Origin of the sequence: Oceanobacillus sojae (assembly GCF_007991515.1) — a bacterium.
GTDB classification, from domain to species: Bacteria; Bacillota; Bacilli; order Bacillales; family Amphibacillaceae; genus Oceanobacillus; species Oceanobacillus sojae.
In genome coordinates this window covers 26833-45283 of sequence record NZ_BJYM01000010.1, presented here as the reverse complement: position 1 = coordinate 45283, position 18451 = coordinate 26833, and the positions used below count along the sequence as shown (strand labels likewise).

Below are 18451 nucleotides of genomic sequence, written 5' to 3'. Positions count from 1 at the left end.
CTCCTGCCAAAAGGGAGGTTTGGAACTTTTTATATTCTCACTATCCGGCTATTTACAAATATAATTTCCAGCAAGTCATTCAACTTTTGTAAATTACTTTTTTTGACCAGTATTGCCATTTTCTTCTTCCAAATCATCTTCATATAAATTACTGCGAATTTTAAAGAACTCGAAGGCGTGTGTCACAAATACTTTCAATAGAGCGTAACCCGGGACTGCTAATAAGATACCGACAACTCCAAATAAATTTCCGGATGTCAGGATAATAAAGATAATCGTAATTGGATGCACGCGAAGGTTTCTTCCCATAATCTGTGGAGAAATAAACTTTCCTTCAATTAGCTGTACAATTGTCCAGACAATAATCAGCTTGATAACCATAAATGGAGAAGTAACAATTGCAACGATTAGAGCAGGGGTAATCGCAATCGCCGGTCCAAGATAAGGAACAACATTTGTAAAAGCAGCAATCAGTGCTAATACTGGAGCATATTCCAGCCCAATGATGGTAAAGCCGATATACATCAGCACACCTATACAGAATGCAACAATAATTTGCCCGCGAATAAAGCTGCTGATCTGATGATTCATTTCCTTCAAAATATCAAGGGTTGGCTTCCTCATAGTTACTGGCAGAAATTTAATGAAGTATCCTGGCAGCTTTTCTCCATCCTTCAATAAATAGAATAAGATAAAAGGCAGCGTTATAATTGCCAGAACAATCTCTGTCACTGCTCCAATAACATTGCCAATATTGGAAAAGGCACTATTCACTATATCAAGCGAACGATCAGATAATTGCGTAGCAAATCCCTGCAGGTCAATATATTCTACTAATTGAAACTGATTAATAAAATTCCCGCCGATAAAATCATTTACCATTTTCTCAATATCTGAAATAAACGGCGGCAGACTGGTTATGAAACTCGTAATCTGATCTCTTAAAAAAGGAAAAACAGAGCTGATTAAAATAGTTAAAATTCCGATAATAACCAGGTACAATCCAAAGATAGAATAGATCCGCTTCACCTTTTTCTTTTCCAGGTAATTCACAATTGGATTCAATAAATAATATAGAATCGCAGATAGAATAATTGGCAGCAATACTGTTTTCAAAAGCACAACAAATGGTGTGAACACAAATGAAATATGCGTAAAAATAAGTATGTTTAAGCCAATTAACAATAAGATGACTAAAAATACAACAAAGCGGTTATTTAAGAAAAAACGTTTAAATAAATCTATTTTATCGTTAACGGATTTCAATGCAGCACCTTCTCTTCTCCTCGTATTTCTATGTTACTACTATTATATCGCAAAAAACGACAGGAATCTCTATCCAGCTCATCAATTTTTGCACATTAAAAATGTTAAAGATTTCAGGAAATATTTTCGGTGGGGCGAGTAATCGTAATCCCAATCTCAGCCTAAGTCTTATGAAAGACATTCACCTGACAGCTCGATGAATGCCTTCATTTTCTATATTTCATTTTCTAAAACTAGCAGCTTTTCATAGGCATTTTGTCTTTTTTTATCATGAATTTCCTTTTGCTCCTGCAGCTTTTGCAGCTCTTCTACTTCTTTCGTCTCCGCCATTCTCAGCTCTATCACATAAATTTCTGCTTCCAACTCTTCAATGTGCTTCTCCAGCTTCTCTATCATTATTGACGAATTCTCTATGCTTTTATACGATTTTTTCATATTTTTGCTTGATATTTTAACAGCAGAAGATTGTGCTGCCTGTTTTTCTGACAGCTGCTCTTTCCGTTTTTCCTTTGCCCACGAATAGTTCCCCAGATATTTCGTTATTCGTTTATCTTCTATCCAATATAAATAGTCAAACTGTTTATCTAAAAAGTAACGATCATGGCTCACGGCAATCAGACTTCCTTCAAACCCTTCCAAGGTTTCTTCCAATACTTCTCTTGAATCAATATCTAAATGGTTTGTCGGTTCATCCAGTATAAGTGTATTGATATCCTGATGCATCAGCTGCGCTAATCGGAGACGCATTTTTTCTCCGCCGCTTAATTGCGTTACTTTCCGAAAAACATGTTCCCCGTAAAAGAGAAACTTTGCCAGAATATGCCTCGCCTTACCTTCTGTCACTGAAATGGCTTCACGAAAGGTTTCAAGCACTGTCTGATCAGGAGCAATATCATGAAACACATGCTGAGACAGGTATCCATACTTTACATTACTGCCAATAATAACCTCTCCTTGATCCGGCTCTAAATTACCGAGCATGAGCTGGATAAGGGTTGATTTGCCTGTTCCATTCTCTCCGATAATAGCAACGCGATCCTGATAACGGATATGCATCTCTGCATTTTCAAAAAGCAATTTTTCTCCAAATTGCTTTCGTACATCTGTCATCATAATAACGTCCTTGCCGCTCCTTCCTGAACTATCCAATTCCATTTGCATCTTTTTCCGGTTTAACTGCGGTTTATCCAGCTTGTTCATCCGCTCCAATGCGCGCTCCATATTTTTTGCACGCTTATGCAGTCCCTCGTTTGGCGGATTAGCCCGGTTTGCCCACTCTCTCAAACGTTTAATTGCTTCTTTCATCTTCTTTATTTTCTTCTGCTGCTCTTCATAATCCTGGAACTCCCGGATCAGCCTTTCTTCCTTTTCTTTCACGTATCCAGAGAAATTCGTATGATAAACAGCAAGCTCTCCATCTTCTAAATCTAAAATTCTTCCCGCTACCTCATCCAAAAAATAGCGATCATGCGAGATAACGACAACTGTTCCCCCATAATTATTCAGAAATTCACCAAGCCATTCAACAGCCTGCAGATCCAGATGGTTTGTCGGTTCGTCTAATAAAAGTAAATCCGGGACCTGGAGGAGTATTTTTGCTAAACCGACTTTTGTTTTTTCTCCGCCACTAATTTGGTCAAAAGGCTTCTGCAGCAGATCATGAATTTGTAAACCTGCCGAAATTCGGTCAATATTTGCTTCTAATTCATATCCGCCCAGTACCGTAAAACGCTCCTGAGCTTCTCCGTATGCGCTGATATTTGCAGCCAGCTCCTGTTCTGAGCCAGGGTTCTGCATAGCCTGCTCCATTTTTTTCATTTGTTTTTCCAATGCTGTAATTTCTCCGCTTGATTGTTTTAAGATATCAAATACACATACACCTTCGTCTGGATTAGGGATTTGTTCTAAAAAGCCGATGCTTATCGCTTTTTTCCAATGAATATTTCCTTCATCCTGTTTCGTGATGCCCGCCATTAATCGTAGCAGGGTACTCTTGCCGCCACCGTTTCTTCCGACAATACCGATACGTTCTTTCTCTTTTACCTCTAAGGATAAATTTTCAAATATAATATTCCCGCCGTACATTTTCTTTACTTGATTCATTTGACAAATCATTTTTATTCTCCTTTATCCTCTCTGCATGAAGATAAGGCAACAAAAAAACACACAAAGAGCTATCCTCCCTGTGTGCTTGTATGGTTATTTCATTTCGTTAATAAACCGTACTATATCAGATGCAGAGATGCTTTTTTGCTTTCGTATTTGCTATTAAATTACTAAAAAAGGACAGACGTGTCCCGTCAGCAGCAAATAGCGCAAATTTCGCACGGCAGTAATATAAGAATTCCATCCAGTCTCCGCACGATTTCTCGGCTTGTAAAAACATCTCTACACCTCCATTCCATTAGTAAATTATATTCATTATATAAAAATTTTGTTCTGTATGCAACATTTCCTAGTCTGCTTCCTAATCACCTGATATTTATTATTCTTTTATTGACTAAAAAACTAATCCCCTCTGAAAATAACTTAAAATTCTAATATTATAATAGATATTCTTTTATTTTGCGTTATACTCATAACAAGGAGGCTAAAATAATGCTGACACAAGACAAAACAGTTCAAGATTCTATTTTATTTATTCAACAAAATTTGGATAAAGATCTTTCGCTCAGCGCGCTTGCTGATGAAGCAGCTTACAGTCCGTACCACTTTTCCCGCCTGTTCAAACGTCAGGTTGGTGTGTCTCCAATGTACTTTATTTCTAGTTTACGGCTGCAGCTTGCTAAGAAATTGTTGCTTGAAACTGCATTTCCAATCCGGGACATTGGTCTTGAAATTGGGCAGCAGAGTCTGGGAACTTTTACAACACGTTTTACAAACAGAATCGGAATGACACCTGCCTCATTTCGTGCTACCCGTAAACATTCCGAAGAATATATGACACATTTGAAACAAAGCAGCTTACAAAATACAGTAATGAATTCTTCTTCTTTTCAACAATTATCTGGGTCTATTCATACAGAAGAACCCTTTAATGGTATTATTTTTGCCGGGCTGTTTCCTAAACCGATTCCAGAAGGATTACCCGTCCGTGGAACCTTATTAATGCATTCAGATTCTTTCCATATAACGAATATTCCTGTTGGCACCTACTTTCTGATGGCAACAGCTGTATCGTGGGGAATGGATTCTAAATCAATTCTTATCCCGCATGAAACATTACGGGCACGTCACCCCTATCCAATTTGCATTGATGGAAAACGCCCTTTACCTGAGACACATCTTATCATGAGAAAACCTGAAATTACAGACCCGCCCATCCTTATTTCCTTACCTTTATTAATGAAGCATTTCCTGCAGCGTTCGCCTATTTCTCATTAAATTTTAGATTAGAGCAATCGAGAAGAAATCTGCGAAAACAGCTGCTGCTATACTGTAAAAAAGAAGAAAAGGAGTGAGATAAGTTGACGGTTTCAAGAGAGCTTATGGAGAAGTTTAATATCGCTTTTGCCAATGGTGATGTTGATTTTATCTTTGAAGCAGCTGCAGAAGATATTGTCATGAACGAGATTGGTCACGGTATCACTGAAGGGAAAGCTGCATTTATTGAAAAAATGGAGCCTATGCGTAATTATAAGGCAGATGTCTATAAAGTTTACCGGACGTTAATTGATGGTGATACTGCTGTGGTAGAAGGTGAAATGCAGTTTACAGATGAAGACGGCTTAGCAACCTACTATTTCAATGATTGGTATACTTTTAAGAATGAGAAAATAACAAATCTGACTGCATACTTGATTAAACAAACGCAGGAGAAATAGGAGGAGAAATGCGATGTCGACAGGAGTATATGCATATATCACAATGGATGGCACAGGGAAAGAAGCGATTGATTTTTATAAAAATGCACTAGATGCTGAGGTGTCAGGAGTTCAGACTTTTGGCGATTTACCTGAGAATCCGGAGTTTGCTCTCCCGGATGAAGCAAAGAATCGCGTACTGCATGCCCAGGTACAAGTAGGAAATACGTATTTTATGCTGTCCGATACATTTCCGGACCAGCCTCTAGACACAGGTTCACAAGTGAACGTCTGTGTGACTTTAGAGAACGTCGAGAAATCCGAATCGGTATTTGAAAAGCTGAAAGTGGACGGTAAAGTACTTATGCCGCTCCAGGAAACACACTGGAGCCCGTCTTATGGACAGGTGAAGGATAAATTCGGCATCACCTGGCAAATCTCAACGAATCTTCAAGAATGCATGTAAGTTCATTTTCCTATATAGATGAAAGCAAATATGTTTTATTCTACTCTTACCAGGCCTGGTGAGAGTTTTTGTTTTAAATCCTGCTTTCAACTCAAAAAGTAGAATGAATTCCATGGTTTAAAGTAAGTAATGATTCCGTGAAATGGCTGACGAATGGTATAAGCTCTATACCCCTTCATTATCAAAACGAGTAAAAAAATGCAATAATATAAGATAAATATTTCCATAAAATCGCTAACAGAAGGGGGGGAGAAAACGTTGACTTTTATTGGTTTATTATTTTATATTATTGCTATCGCTATTTTTATTTTAAAGCTAAAGATTGTTTTAACCGGCGAAGTAGTAGAAGGAAAAATCATAGGCTATGTGCGCGGAGCAAAAGGCCACCAGGGAATAGTCGGGTATAATTACAGACTCTTATTAGAATAAAATGATGAGATTTATTATGTAACGTCAATGGATGGATTCACTACTTCGAACGAAGTAGTACCAAATAAAAATTTAGGAATGTATTGTAAGGTCTACTTCAACTCAGATTATCCGGATAAAAGAGTAACCCTGAAAGGTTTTCATAAAACGGAATGACTTGCTTTCTTTTTATTTTGAGCAGGAGCTTTAACAATTGTCATTGATATAGCTCTGATTATTCAAAACAACTAATGGTAAATACATCTACAGAACCTGTCAAACAGACACCATAAACAAATTGTTTGAATTTTCCTCATTGGAAAGGTAGGATTTTAAATATAAGCGAAGGGAGAGTATATACAGATGACAAATCAAATTCCAGAAATCACATTACATGATGGACTTCAAATTCCTTCTGTCGGCTTTGGTACGTACAAGCTGAAAGGAGAAAGCGGTGCGCAGGCAATTAATCACGCTATTACGAATGGCTATCGTCTGCTGGATTCCGCATACAATTATGAAAATGAAGCTACTGTCGGAGAAGCAATACGCAGATCCTCTGTGCCACGTGAAGAATTGCTTGTAACATCTAAGCTTCCTGGACGTTACCATCATTATGATGATGCGATTGTTACCATTCAAGAATCATTGCTTCGGGCAAACTTAGATTATTACGATCTATACCTGATTCACTGGCCAAATCCTATTCAAGATAACTACGTCGAAGCCTGGCAGGCATTAATCGATGCCAAAAAATTTGGTTATATTCGTTCCATCGGTGTATGCAACTTCTTACCAGAACATTTAGAACGTCTCAAAAAAGAAACAGGTATTTTGCCGACGGTGAACCAGATTGAATTACATCCGTTGTTTAATCAGGAAGAACAATTGAAATTCCATGAAGAGCATCATATCGCAACAGAATCATGGAGTCCTTTATCAAGAGCAAGTGATTTACTCCAGGATGAAACATTACAAAAGGTTGCTGATCAGCACAACAGAACTATTTCACAGATTATTCTCCGCTGGCATTATCAGCTGGGAGCGATTGCTATTCCAAAATCAGCATCACCAGTCCGCCAGAAGGAAAATATCTCTATCTTTGACTTTGAATTAAGCAATGAAGAGATGACAATAATCAACAGTCTTACAAAAGCTGATGGACGTTTGAAAGATCAGGATCCGGCTGTTTATGAAGAGTTTTAATAGATATGAAAAAAAGAAAAGTCTCCACCTTTCATTTCAGAAAACATTTATATGGAAAGAGCTGATGCACAATCGTTTAGTTGTACATCAGCTCTTTTATTTCTTATTCCTCTTACATATTGAAATGGAAGGTTTATCTTATGAGCCAGTCTCTTCTCTGCGCGCAAACTCCAACAGGGATCATTAAGCATACCTCTTGCAATAGCTACAAGTTAAGTCCTTCATTCATGCTTTCTATGAAAGCATGAATGAAGGACTAGTTTAATCAGCTTATAACCCGTACTTTTCTTTATCTAAGTTCAGCTCTTTACAAAGCTCAACTAATTCTTCATGAAGGCTATCCGCAATATCCACTCCCGCTTCTAACCTTTTTTGTTTTGTTTGAGCTTCAATCTCACCTGGCAGATAAATATGTCCATTTTTATCAATTTTTTCAGAGTTTACAATAATAGCTGTAAAATCATCTAACCTATCATAAAATCTGTCTAAAGGCATAATTTTATCAATATCTATTACAATCATCGTGCAGCCTACTTTATTAGGCTTATCATAGTCTAATAAGGATATATTTTTGCTATAATTTGCACCTGATAATACCCCTGCTAAAATATCCATAATCAGAGTCAATCCATATCCTTTATGACCGCCGATAGGTACTAATGTTCCTTCCAGCCCTTTATCTGGATCTGTTGTTGGATTCCCTTCTGCATCTAATGCCCAGCCCAATGGAATCTCTTCACCCTTTGAGCTTGCCAACTGAAGCTTCCCGCCGGCAACGACACTGTTTGCGATATCTAGTGTAATAGGATCTTTACCTTTTCGTGGAATAGAGAAGCATAAAGGATTATTTCCTAAAACTCTTTCTTTCCCTCCCGAAGGTGCCATCAACGAACCTGCATTCGTAGTTAAAAACCCAATCATTCCTTGTTCAGCAGCCATTTGAGCATAACAGGCCCCGGCACCTATATGATTGCCGTTATATAAAGTGGCAAAACCAATACCTTTTTCCCTTGCTTTTTCGATCGCTTTTTCCATTGCTAACTGGGCTGGGTAGTGGCCCATTCCATCATCTGCATCCAGCACAGCCATTGTATCTGTTTCCTTCACCCATTTTGTATTTGGTTTTGCATTAAATGCTCCAGACTGCAACCGTTCAATATAAACAGGAACTCGCATAATACCATGTGTATCTGTTCCTTGCTTATCTGCAAAACTGATATTCTTCGCACAAATTTCAGCTTCTTTTTTATCTACACCTACAGCTTGTAAAGCGTCTAAAGTAAAAGTTTCTACGTTGGATAATTTCATTGTATACATTTATATTTCTCCCTCATCTTATATATTTTAAGAGCCTTTTGCTCTTAAGATTTAATTTGTTTTCTTCTGCTGCTAATTAACCTTTTCAGAAGTAATATCATTTGATGTTACATTCTCTGTTAATGTATTCTTTTGAGCACCAGTCAGCTTAACTAATAAAGATAAAGCAATTGGTAATAATATCGCTGTGGTCACAGCTGATGCTGCTACTTGCACAGTTGATACAGCTTCAACAGATGCGAAAGCAGGATTAGCCGCAGCTATTACAGCTGGAACCATGACTGCATTACCTGCTGTTGTTCCCTCAGCAGCACCGACAATTGGATTCCATTTAAATAATTTAAATACGAAAAATGCAGCGCCCCCAGTAAATATTAAAGTAAATACACCTAAAAGTACTCCACTTAATCCTCCTTCCAGTATTGCTGTTAAATCGATTCCCATTCCTAAAGCAAAAGCCAAAAATGGTATAATCATATCGCTGCCACTAACAAAAAAGTCTCTCATTTTCCCATCTAAATTCCCCAGGACAACACCGACTAGCAATGGTATTAATACAGATATGAATGGCATGATAGAGAACATGCCTTCTACAAATCCCATGAATCCCAATATTGTAAAAGCCAGCATTGTTAATAAAGGGCCATCATTTAAAACCAGTATAGAGTAAGCTGCCTTATCATCCTGTTTACCATATTGTGATGCTACAGCCATATACATAGCACCGTTACTATTCGACATCGCAGCCATAATAGCTAAAGGTGCAAGTCCTAACCAGAGACCAGACTCTCCACCGAACCAAATAGCCAGTAATGTAAATATTACCGCTACAAACCATTTTACTGTTAAAAGTGTTACCCCTTTTGCAACACTTGTACCAAAGCTTCGAAGATTTAACTGGGCTCCGGCACAGACAAGATATAATGCAGCTAAAACTGGAACAGCATCTACAAATAACGCTTGGGTAAACCCGTCAATTCTTAATGCATTTGGAGCCACAGTATTAACTATTGCCCCCAGTAAAAGAGGGACTACCATCATCCCGCCAGGAATTCTCTCTAAAAATCTTTTAATCTCCATATATTTCACCTCTTTTATACTAGTTTTCTTAGGAAATTACTCTTAAATAGAAATGTTAAAAATCTTATTTATTATATTTGATTACTGACGATATCAAGAGTTTTTTCCAATATATTCCTGGTTTCTTTTTCATTATTTAGATAGTTCTCCGCATCTCTTCCTCTTACTTCTGCTGCCACACGTAAGCCGTTCTCTTTTCTTATACCAAGTTCATCCGCTTTCCTTAAAATAGATGCCATTTTATCCACTGTTAGAAATCCTGGCTCTCCAATCGGCATATGATTATCACCATATAAACTATCTTTATCGTTCAGAACTGCGTTAGAAAAATGAATTTGATGCGTCTCACATTTTGCTTTTTCTAAAGCTTCGTTAATATCTTCTCCATTTAACGCTGCATGTGCCGTATCAAAAGCTAAGCCAATATTACTAAATTGTTTTTTTACTCGACGAATCAATTCAACAGCATCTTTTGTCGGACCAATTATCCGTTTTTTATGCGCTTCCCGATCTAATGGTTCAACTAAAACATCCATATTATAAGTAGCGGCTTCTTCACAAAGTTCACATATACTTTCATATAATCCTTCTATAGCATCCATACGTCTTGCACCACCTGGATCCGCCCCAGTTACAAATGCGATATTGGATACACCACACTCCGCTGCACCATAAAGGCTTTCTTTCAATTGTTTTACTGTTTCTTTTCTTAATTTTGAATCAAGTGATGAAACATCCAGTCCATTCCTATCGATGATAAAAGTCAACCATTGTGTCAGCTCATAATTATTTTCTTTTGCCAGGTTTAAAATTCTCTTTCTCTCAGAAGATTGAGAGATATCTCCAATCTCATAAGAGCGATAAAATCCTTCTTCCGATAATTGTTCGATAATATTTGCTGTAATGTTATCTTTATCTTTTACTGGAAAGAAAATTTCTGGCACTAATAAGGATGGTATAAATCGATTTGTCATTTTCTTCTCTCCTTATTTACAATCGTTTTCAAGTTCTTTTCAACATATTTTCCAACATTTAAAATAACTTTATCTGGATCTGCCCCAGCTTCTTCTGTTTCTTCTTCAATCATGATCCACCCTTGATAACCACTATCTTTGAGCGTCTGTACGATATAAGGGAAATCAATATCTCCTGTCCCCATTTCTCTCCATTCATTATTGTTAGAGCAATCTTTAAAATGAACATGCTTAATAATAGAAAGATTATCTTTAATAATTTCTTCTGGACGCATCCCTCCAGCTTTTATATGACCTGCATCCGGTGTATAGCTCATATAGGATATATCTAAAAGGTCAAATAAAACATCGTAATCTTCTTTCGTTCTAAAATAGGATGTTTCTGGAGAAGCCGGGTGAAAAGAAGCTTGCACGCCTTTTTCATATGCTCGTTTTCCAACGGCGTTTGCACAACCAATAATTTGCTTTTGGCGTTTCAGCAAATTGTCTCTATTAGCTCCTACTCGTGACGGAAGATTCATTACTGCTCCAGGAAAATTTGTTAAATAATCAATGTAATAATCTGCACGTTCTCTTTCGCTTTTTGTTTCTTCATCGTTCTCCCATGTAAATGGAACTGTTAATGAAGCCAGCGAAATTCCTCTTTCATCTAATGACCGTTTTAACTTTTCAGGGTCATTTTGATACCTTCCCAGCATGGCAACCTGAACATCTACCCCTTTAAAACCTGCATTACTTACCGTATCCATTACTTCATCAAGGTAATCCGTTTCTTTATCGTAGTCCAATTCCCAAGTAGAAGTATGACACCCAAATTTAATACGCATTTGCAATCCTCCTGTTTCTATTAGAATCCGATAGCGTTTTCATTTTCTTTAACACGACGTAATTGCCTTATTTCCTTTTATTGCTAGCAAAAGAAAGGGCTTTCATTATGGAACAAAATCGTTCAGTGGATTTATATTAACACACTAAACTTTGTTTTTCCATAGGAAGAACTAAATTTATATAAATTTTTTTTATTATTTTCCAAAAATGCTTATATAATAATGTTTTAAGGTGTTAAAATATACTTAAATAAATCGTTTTTTTCAAAGCAAATGAAGTATATCACTGTAAATATGGTTTAAAAATGCATATAATTATTATATAAAATGAGATAATAAGCATTTTTTCTATAAAGTAAAGCTACAAAATACAGTTTGAATAGATCTTAATCTTATATCCTCATAGTGATATACAGACATTTGTCGCAGGGCAAAAAGTTTATGCCAAAGGTTAAAATTTTTACTCCTTAATACCTTTGTTTGTTCTTAGGTAATGCAAAGTTCTCTTTAATTACTTTCATTACATTTTTATGCTCTAAACATAGCGGAAGGAATGATATTTAAAGTGGAAACGATTACTGCAGACCAGTACTTGGTCAAAAAAATTAATAAAGCACTAATTTTAAGTATAATAAGAGACCACTCTCCTCTTTCAAAGCCTGAAATTGTCACTAAATCCGGGCTTAATCGTGGAACAGTATCTCGATTAGTTAATGAGCTTGAATCAGATTCGATTATTAAACAATTAGGCGAAGGGGTATCCTCAGGAGGCAGAAAACCAACTATGTATTCCATAAATGGGGATTCCGGGTTTGTTATTGGGATTACTGTTAAGTCCAAACTATTAGAAGTTGCCTTAGCTGATCTAAATGGACAAATAGTCAAGCGTTTTACAAAGGAGTTAAGAAGTAACACACCAAAGTTTGTTATAAAAAATATCATTGAATCCATTAAAGAAATGCAGGATCATGCTAAAGAAAGCCTCTTTCAAATTACGTGTATTGGTATTGGTTTTCCAGGTATGATTGATGAGAACGGTACAGTTTTAAAAGCACCATCTTTAAAATGGAACTCTGTGGACTTAAGACAAACTATTGTCGATACATTTCGAATTCCTTGCGTTGTAGATAATCAGGCACGGGTTGGCTTGATTGGAGAAAAGCAATTTGATAAGAATAACCTTTTAACCGATACCTTGTATATAAGTGTCGGCAACGTCATAGGAAGTGCCGCTACTATAAAAAATGAATTATTTCGCGGCTATAATGGATTATCTGGAGAAGCAGGGCATCTTATCGTTAAATACAATGGTAAAAGATGCTCTTGTGGAAGTAAAGGCTGCTGGCAAATGTATGCTTCCACGAATACCCTGCTAAAGAAACTTTCGAGTGTGCCCAAGGTAGCAGAACAATTAGATGCCAGCCCTTTTTCACAGCTTTCTGTTGAATTCCTGGAAACACTGGCTGGTCAAAATAATCCGTTAGTGATAAAAGAGATAGAAGAAATAGGGCGTTTTCTAGGTATAGGTCTCATCAGTCTTGTAAATGTTTTAAACCCTAAAAACGTTTTAATAGGAGGAGATATTACCAAACTCAAAAAGTGGGTTGAACCTTCTCTGATTGAAACACTTCGCTCAAATGTATTACCTGATCACAATAAAAACTTAGATATTTTATTTTCTGAATTAGGTTCTGATTCAACCATTATTGGCGCCATTGCTATTGCATTAACACACTTTTTTGAAAATGATTATCACGTTAGCTCTGAATAAATAATTATTTCTTAATAGTAATTTCAAAAATGATACGCTTTTCATGGACCTCTTTTAATTTTACTACATTCATATCAGGTACTGCTTTCACTTCGAGTTTAAGACAGTATTCTTTGAATAGTATACCATCTATGCAAACACATTATATCGGCTCGCACCAAAAATTGGAAGATACGCTGCTAACAGCGTTCTCTAGACAAAAATTGGTAAAAAAATATATTCTCCAAATTACAATAACAGAAAGGAAATAAAAAGAGATGAAATATGTCATTGGAATAGACTTAGGGACTAGTGCAGTCAAACTTTTATTAGTAAACATGAATGGAAAAGTGATTCAAGAAATATCAAAAGAATACCCTTTAATGCAAGAAAAAGCCGGGTATAGCGAGCAAAACCCGGAAGATTGGGTAGAGCAGACAATAGCTGGACTGACTGAGCTTACAGACAGCTTTCCTGGAGATGTATCTGATATTGAAGGAATCAGCTTTTCCGGACAAATGCATGGTCTTGTATTATTGGATGAGAACCATGATGCTATTCGACCGGCTATCCTATGGAATGATACACGTACTACAAAAGAATGTCAGGAAATTACAGAACAGGTTGGCAGAGAAAAACTTCTCCATATATCAAAAAACATAGCACTGGAAGGCTTTACACTGCCTAAAATAATATGGGTAAAAAAATATGAACCTGAAAATTATTCGAAAGCAAAGCTGTTTTTATTACCAAAGGATTATTTGCGCTTCCGATTAACCGGCCGGTTACATATGGATTATTCGGATGCTGCAGGGACACTTTTGTTAGATATAGAGAAGCGTTCGTGGAGCGATGAAATTTGCACAGCGTTAGATATTGATCCTGAGCTGTGCCCGCCGCTTGTTCCCTCTCATGAAATGGTTGGAAATATCGATGAAATTATAGCGGAGAAAACGGGACTTTCTGAAAAAATCAGCGTATTTGCCGGCGGTGCTGATAATGCCTGCGGAGCGATTGGAGCAGGTATTTTGGAGGAAGGAAGAACGATGGCCAGTATCGGTACTTCTGGAGTTGTTTTATCTTATGAGGATGCCGGTAATAAATCATTTGCAGGAAAGGTACATTACCTTAACCATGCTGCTCCCGATGCTTTTTACACCATGGGAGTTACGCTTGCTGCAGGTTATAGCTTATCCTGGTTTAAAAATACTTTTGCCAAAGAAATGACATTCGATGATCTTTTACAAGAAGCAGCAGACGTTCCTGTCGGGGCAAATGGTCTCCTGTTTACGCCTTATATTGCCGGAGAACGTACCCCTCACGTTGATGCATCTATCCGGGGCAGCTTTATTGGCATGGACAGCTCTCATAAACGCAAGCATTTTACAAGAGCAGTTATGGAAGGAATCACTTTTTCATTAAATGAATCTTTAGAAATTTTCAGGGAGAATGGAAAGTCAGTCGATACCGTTATATCTATTGGCGGCGGGGCAAAAAGTACAATGTGGCTGCAAATGCAGGCAGATATTTTTAATACCACGGTAATAAAACCAGGCAGTGAGCAAGGTCCGGGAATGGGGGCTGCTATGCTGGCTGCTTACGGATCAGGCTGGTTTGAAACGCTTCCGGAATGCGCTTCTGTTTTCCTGAAGGATGCACAAACGGTGGAGCCTATACGTGAAAATGTAGAAAAATACAAGGAGCTCTTTACATTGTATAAATCTGTTTATGCATCAACAAAGCAAATCAATAAGGATTTAATGAAATATCGAAACGGGAATGAAGTGTAGTCATGTATCACATGTTTCTCACCTTATGAATAACCTGTAGTGGTACGCTAAAGCGAGAGGTGGAGGAGCATGGATTCATTGTTTACACTGGCATATCAGATTGGTTCTCTATATATTATTGTTGCAATTGGCTGGATCATCAGACGGAAGAAACTGATCTCTGAACAAGGGCAGCGTGCTATGACAACTTTATTATTATATGTGGCTCTACCCTGTCTGATTATCAGCTCCATGCATATACCTTTCCAGTACGAACAAGCTTATGGCGCCTTCATTATGTTTGTCCTTTCCATCTATATTATGGGAGGGACCCTTTTTTTAAGCCGGTTTATTACGAGAAGGCTGACATTGCCGAGAGAACGTAAAGCGGTATTTGAAAATGTTATTTTATTTGGTAATCAAGGGTTTATCGGCATGGTCATTATTCTGCAGCTGTTCGGCCAGGAGGGAATTCTGCTTGCTTCTGTATTTAACCTGATTTATTACGTTTTGATGTGGACATATGCCATTTATATTATGAACCCTGGTATGCTTCCAGATTCCAAAGCTGTGTTTATCTTGAAAAATCCCGGCTTTTTAGCAACAGTGTTCGGTTTTATTTTATTTATCTTTCCTGTTCAAATTCCTGCTTTTATTATGGAGCCGATAGCGACCATCGGGCAGATGACAGTACCTTTATCCATGATTATGATCGGTATGATGATTTCAACGATTACTTTTTCTGATGTTATTGCATATATGAAGGATATTTTTGTTTATATCGCCGTCATAAGCCGGTTATTTATTTATCCAATCCTCTTTTTTCTGCCATTACTGTTATTTCATCTTCCTTTTGAGTGGTTTATGATAGCATGTCTGCTTTCTGCGACTCCAAGTCCTGCCACGATAAGTATGTATGCACAAGTATATGGGGGAGACGTGGAATTTTCTGCGGTGGTTGTCTTTTTCTCCACCCTTCTTTCGGCTATCAGCATTCCTCTGGTTTATTTACTTTTTTTATATTTTATTTAGAAGATGTATGTTACACCCTCTTGACCATTATTTAAGAACGAAAAGAGCTTGCAAAAAAGGACGAATGATTCACCCGTCCTCTGCTGCTTTTATTTCCACCAATCATTATAAATGGACGCAATCGGCTCACGCTTATGCATCGTTTTGATATAGTGAGCCTCAATAACTTCTTTTGCTTCCTGAGACACTTCTTTACCTTCTAAATAATCATCCACTTCTTCATAGGTCACACCTAATGCTTCTTCATCAGCTAAGGCTGGACGTTCATCTTCCAAATCAGCAGTAGGCTTTTTCATATAAAGATGCTCAGGACAGCCCAACTCTTTTAATAACTGCTTTCCCTGTCGTTTATTTAAACCCTCGAGCGGCACAAGATCGCAGGCTCCATCTCCATGCTTTGTAAAGAACCCGGTAATTGCTTCTGCTGCATGGTCTGTACCTAATACAAAGCAATTATGCATACCGGCAATACTATATTGTGCCTTCATGCGCTCTCTTGCTTTTTCATTTCCTTTTAGAAAGTCACTGATAGTTATACCTGCTTCATGTAATGCTTTATCACTGGCATCCACAGCTTTTTTAATATTTACTGTGAATATCTTCGAAGGCTGTACAAACTGAATTGCATCTTCTACATCATCAGCATCACCCTGTTTTCCATATGGGAGCTTTACGCCAATAAATTGATAAGATTCCTCTTCATGCTCTTCGTTTAATTCGTCAATCGCCAACTGGGCTAATTTTGAAAGTAGTGTAGAATCCTGGCCGCCTGATATTCCAAGAACAAAGCCTTTTGCAAAACTAAATTTCCGCAAATAGTCCTTCATAAAATCAATACGGTTACGGATTTCTTCTTTTGGATCAATTTCCGGTTTTACATGTAATGCTTTAATAACGGATTGTTGTAATTCACTCATTTATAGACACTCCTTTATTAGAAACTGCCTATTCACCTGTCTTAGCGAATCAGCAGTTTTTTCACTTGGCTTACTGAATTTTTATCTGTTTTGCAGTTGGTGACGATTTACTCGCACAACCGGGAACTTCTGCTGCAAATGATACTTTTCTAACATGGAACTAAAGATTTTGGTCCTGCTTTACTTTTTTCTTCACATTTTCAATATGCTCCATTTTGTTATTCCATAGTTTTATACTTAAATCAACAGGATATTCAGCCGGATAGTTTGTCCGCTTATATTCATCCCAGAACAGCTGAAGCTGGTTTTTCGCATAATTTTGTACATGCAGCAAACTTGGGCATTCGTAGACGATTTGACCATTTACTGCAATATCATGATGCAGATCAACTGCATCAAAATTAGAAACCATTTTCTTATAGTACGTATGGATTGGATGGAAAAGCATAATTTCCGCTTCTTGATTAGGATCTTCATCCTCTAGTGTCAGATAATCACCTTCCGTATGATGATTCCCTTTATTAATAATCCGATAAACTTTTTTCTTCCCTGGTGTTGTCATTTTTTCAGGGTTGCCAGATAATTTAATCGTATCTACCATTTCTCCCTGTTCATCCTCAATAGATACCAGCTTATAAACTGCTCCAAGTGCGGGCTGATCATATGCTGTAATCAGCTTTGTTCCGATTCCCCAAACATCAATTTGCGCATGCTGGGCCTGAAGACTTGCTATCGTGTATTCATCCAAATCATTAGAGACATAAATTTTTGCATCGGTAAATCCAGCTTCATCCATCATTCTTCTGGCTTCCTTCGAAAGATATGCCAGGTCGCCGCTATCAATCCGAATACCTTTAAAATCAATTTTATCTCCTAATTCTTTAGCTACTTTAATAGCATTAGGAACACCAGAATAAAGTGTATCGTAGGTATCCACTAAAAAGACACACTCACGATGACGCTCTGCGTATTTTTTAAATGCAACATATTCATCACGATATGCTTGAACCATCGAATGTGCATGTGTACCAGATACAGGAATCCCAAACAATTTACCAGCCCGGACATTGCTTGTTGCGCTGAAACCGCCGATATAAGCCGCTCTTGTCCCCCATACTGCAGCGTCCATTTCCTGTGCTCTTCTTGTACCAAATTCCATTACAGGGTTATCTCTGACCAGTTGTCTGATACGTGATGCTTTGGTAGCAATAAGTGTTTGGTAATTCACAATGTTTAATAAAGCTGTTTCCAGCAGCTGCGCTTCTTCTAAAGGAGCTTCTACCCGGACAATCGGCTCATTTGCAAAAACAATTTCCCCTTCACGCATTGATTTCAAAGAACCTGTAAACCGGAGATCGCGTAAATGATCAATAAAATCTTCTTTATAGCCAAGGTCCTTTAGATAGGTTAAATCTGATTCACTAAATCGAAAGTTGTGTAAATACTCAATAATTCGTTCTAATCCCGCATATACTCCATAGCCATTTCCAAACGGCAGCTTGCGAAAATATAAATCAAACACTGCATTGCGATTATGTATTCCATCATGCCAATACGTTTCAGCCATATTTATTTGATAAAGATCTGTGTGCAGCATTAAGCTGTCATCTATATAATTCATTTCCGATTTCCTCCT

General features: G+C 37.5%; 17 protein-coding genes. 8 read left to right on the top strand and 9 right to left on the bottom strand.

Going from position 1 to position 18451, the window contains the following annotated elements; genetic code table 11:
* Positions 1 to 93 precede the first annotated feature (93 nt).
* The 3 genes from OSO01_RS12395 to OSO01_RS23400 form a co-directional block, all read right to left on the bottom strand.
* On the bottom strand, positions 94 to 1266 hold the full coding sequence (locus tag OSO01_RS12395) for an AI-2E family transporter (protein WP_147210757.1): 1173 nt from the start codon (positions 1264 to 1266) through the stop codon (positions 94 to 96).
* 213 nt (positions 1267 to 1479) lie between these two features.
* On the bottom strand, positions 1480 to 3381 hold the full coding sequence (abc-f, locus tag OSO01_RS12390; protein WP_147210756.1) for a ribosomal protection-like ABC-F family protein: 1902 nt from the start codon (positions 3379 to 3381) through the stop codon (positions 1480 to 1482).
* Between the two features lie 115 nt (positions 3382 to 3496).
* On the bottom strand, positions 3497 to 3652 hold the full coding sequence (locus tag OSO01_RS23400) for an RAxF-45 family protein (protein ID WP_156985745.1): 156 nt from the start codon (positions 3650 to 3652) through the stop codon (positions 3497 to 3499).
* 212 nt (positions 3653 to 3864) lie between these two features.
* On the opposite strand from OSO01_RS23400, the gene OSO01_RS12385 reads away from it, so the two are divergent.
* The 5 genes from OSO01_RS12385 (at position 3865) to OSO01_RS12370 (ending at position 7149) form a co-directional block, all read left to right on the top strand.
* Positions 3865 to 4650, top strand: coding sequence for a helix-turn-helix domain-containing protein (locus tag OSO01_RS12385; protein ID WP_147210755.1), 786 nt, complete (start codon positions 3865 to 3867; stop codon positions 4648 to 4650).
* Between the two features lie 83 nt (positions 4651 to 4733).
* A complete protein-coding gene (locus OSO01_RS12380; RefSeq protein WP_147210754.1) occupies positions 4734 to 5090 on the top strand; it encodes a nuclear transport factor 2 family protein in 357 nt (118 codons plus the stop codon).
* A gap of 13 nt (positions 5091 to 5103) precedes the next feature.
* A complete protein-coding gene (locus OSO01_RS12375; protein WP_147210753.1) occupies positions 5104 to 5535 on the top strand; it encodes a VOC family protein in 432 nt (143 codons plus the stop codon).
* Positions 5536 to 5793: 258 nt separating this feature from the next.
* A complete protein-coding gene (locus OSO01_RS23395) occupies positions 5794 to 5964 on the top strand; it encodes a hypothetical protein (protein ID WP_156985746.1) in 171 nt (56 codons plus the stop codon).
* A gap of 342 nt (positions 5965 to 6306) precedes the next feature.
* Positions 6307 to 7149, top strand: coding sequence for an aldo/keto reductase (locus OSO01_RS12370; protein WP_147210752.1), 843 nt, complete (start codon positions 6307 to 6309; stop codon positions 7147 to 7149).
* Positions 7150 to 7419: 270 nt separating this feature from the next.
* On the opposite strand, the gene OSO01_RS12365 is transcribed toward OSO01_RS12370, so the two are convergent.
* From OSO01_RS12365 to OSO01_RS12350, 4 genes are all read right to left on the bottom strand, one after another.
* The gene (locus tag OSO01_RS12365; protein WP_147210751.1) at positions 7420 to 8466 is read right to left on the bottom strand and encodes an Ldh family oxidoreductase; all 1047 of its coding nucleotides are present in this window, start codon (positions 8464 to 8466) and stop codon (positions 7420 to 7422) included.
* 72 nt (positions 8467 to 8538) lie between these two features.
* A complete protein-coding gene (locus OSO01_RS12360) occupies positions 8539 to 9546 on the bottom strand; it encodes a 2-keto-3-deoxygluconate permease (protein ID WP_147210750.1) in 1008 nt (335 codons plus the stop codon).
* A gap of 71 nt (positions 9547 to 9617) precedes the next feature.
* A complete protein-coding gene (locus tag OSO01_RS12355; RefSeq protein ID WP_147210749.1) occupies positions 9618 to 10520 on the bottom strand; it encodes a sugar phosphate isomerase/epimerase family protein in 903 nt (300 codons plus the stop codon).
* Entirely contained in the window at positions 10517 to 11347 is an 831-nt protein-coding gene (locus OSO01_RS12350; RefSeq protein ID WP_147210748.1) for a sugar phosphate isomerase/epimerase family protein, read from the bottom strand. Before OSO01_RS12350 ends, OSO01_RS12355 begins: the two co-directional genes overlap by 4 nt.
* A gap of 565 nt (positions 11348 to 11912) precedes the next feature.
* Here OSO01_RS12350 and OSO01_RS12345 point away from each other — a divergent pair.
* The 3 genes from OSO01_RS12345 to OSO01_RS12335 all read left to right on the top strand — a co-directional run bounded on the left by OSO01_RS12345 (position 11913) and on the right by OSO01_RS12335 (position 15898).
* Positions 11913 to 13118, top strand: a complete 1206-nt coding sequence (locus OSO01_RS12345; RefSeq protein WP_186813657.1) for an ROK family transcriptional regulator — start codon at positions 11913 to 11915, stop codon at positions 13116 to 13118.
* Between the two features lie 257 nt (positions 13119 to 13375).
* Positions 13376 to 14887: a xylulokinase gene (gene xylB, locus OSO01_RS12340; RefSeq protein ID WP_147210746.1), complete on the top strand. Its 1512-nt coding sequence runs from the start codon at positions 13376 to 13378 to the stop codon at positions 14885 to 14887.
* Between the two features lie 69 nt (positions 14888 to 14956).
* Positions 14957 to 15898: an AEC family transporter gene (locus OSO01_RS12335; protein WP_147210745.1), complete on the top strand. Its 942-nt coding sequence runs from the start codon at positions 14957 to 14959 to the stop codon at positions 15896 to 15898.
* Positions 15899 to 15987: 89 nt separating this feature from the next.
* Here the strand turns inward: OSO01_RS12335 and nadE are convergent, their stop codons facing one another.
* On the bottom strand, positions 15988 to 16815 hold the full coding sequence (gene nadE, locus OSO01_RS12330) for an NAD(+) synthase (RefSeq protein WP_147210744.1): 828 nt from the start codon (positions 16813 to 16815) through the stop codon (positions 15988 to 15990).
* A gap of 160 nt (positions 16816 to 16975) precedes the next feature.
* The gene (locus OSO01_RS12325; RefSeq protein WP_147210743.1) at positions 16976 to 18436 is read right to left on the bottom strand and encodes a nicotinate phosphoribosyltransferase; all 1461 of its coding nucleotides are present in this window, start codon (positions 18434 to 18436) and stop codon (positions 16976 to 16978) included.
* Positions 18437 to 18451 lie beyond the last annotated feature (15 nt).

Excerpts from the sequence above, each read along its gene's own strand:
- abc-f (WP_147210756.1), bottom strand. The coding sequence starts at position 3,381 with ATGATTTGTCAAATGAATCAAGTAAAGAAAATGTACGGCGGGAATATT.
- OSO01_RS23400 (WP_156985745.1), bottom strand. The coding sequence starts at position 3,652 with ATGTTTTTACAAGCCGAGAAATCGTGCGGAGACTGGATGGAATTCTTA.
- OSO01_RS12385 (WP_147210755.1), top strand. The coding sequence starts at position 3,865 with ATGCTGACACAAGACAAAACAGTTCAAGATTCTATTTTATTTATTCAA.
- OSO01_RS12375 (WP_147210753.1), top strand. The coding sequence starts at position 5,104 with ATGTCGACAGGAGTATATGCATATATCACAATGGATGGCACAGGGAAA.
- OSO01_RS12370 (WP_147210752.1), top strand. The coding sequence starts at position 6,307 with ATGACAAATCAAATTCCAGAAATCACATTACATGATGGACTTCAAATT.
- OSO01_RS12365 (WP_147210751.1), bottom strand. The coding sequence starts at position 8,466 with ATGTATACAATGAAATTATCCAACGTAGAAACTTTTACTTTAGACGCT.
- OSO01_RS12360 (WP_147210750.1), bottom strand. The coding sequence starts at position 9,546 with ATGGAGATTAAAAGATTTTTAGAGAGAATTCCTGGCGGGATGATGGTA.
- OSO01_RS12355 (WP_147210749.1), bottom strand. The coding sequence starts at position 10,520 with ATGACAAATCGATTTATACCATCCTTATTAGTGCCAGAAATTTTCTTT.
- OSO01_RS12350 (WP_147210748.1), bottom strand. The coding sequence starts at position 11,347 with ATGCGTATTAAATTTGGGTGTCATACTTCTACTTGGGAATTGGACTAC.
- xylB (WP_147210746.1), top strand. The coding sequence starts at position 13,376 with ATGAAATATGTCATTGGAATAGACTTAGGGACTAGTGCAGTCAAACTT.
- OSO01_RS12335 (WP_147210745.1), top strand. The coding sequence starts at position 14,957 with ATGGATTCATTGTTTACACTGGCATATCAGATTGGTTCTCTATATATT.
- nadE (WP_147210744.1), bottom strand. The coding sequence starts at position 16,815 with ATGAGTGAATTACAACAATCCGTTATTAAAGCATTACATGTAAAACCG.
- OSO01_RS12325 (WP_147210743.1), bottom strand. The coding sequence starts at position 18,436 with ATGAATTATATAGATGACAGCTTAATGCTGCACACAGATCTTTATCAA.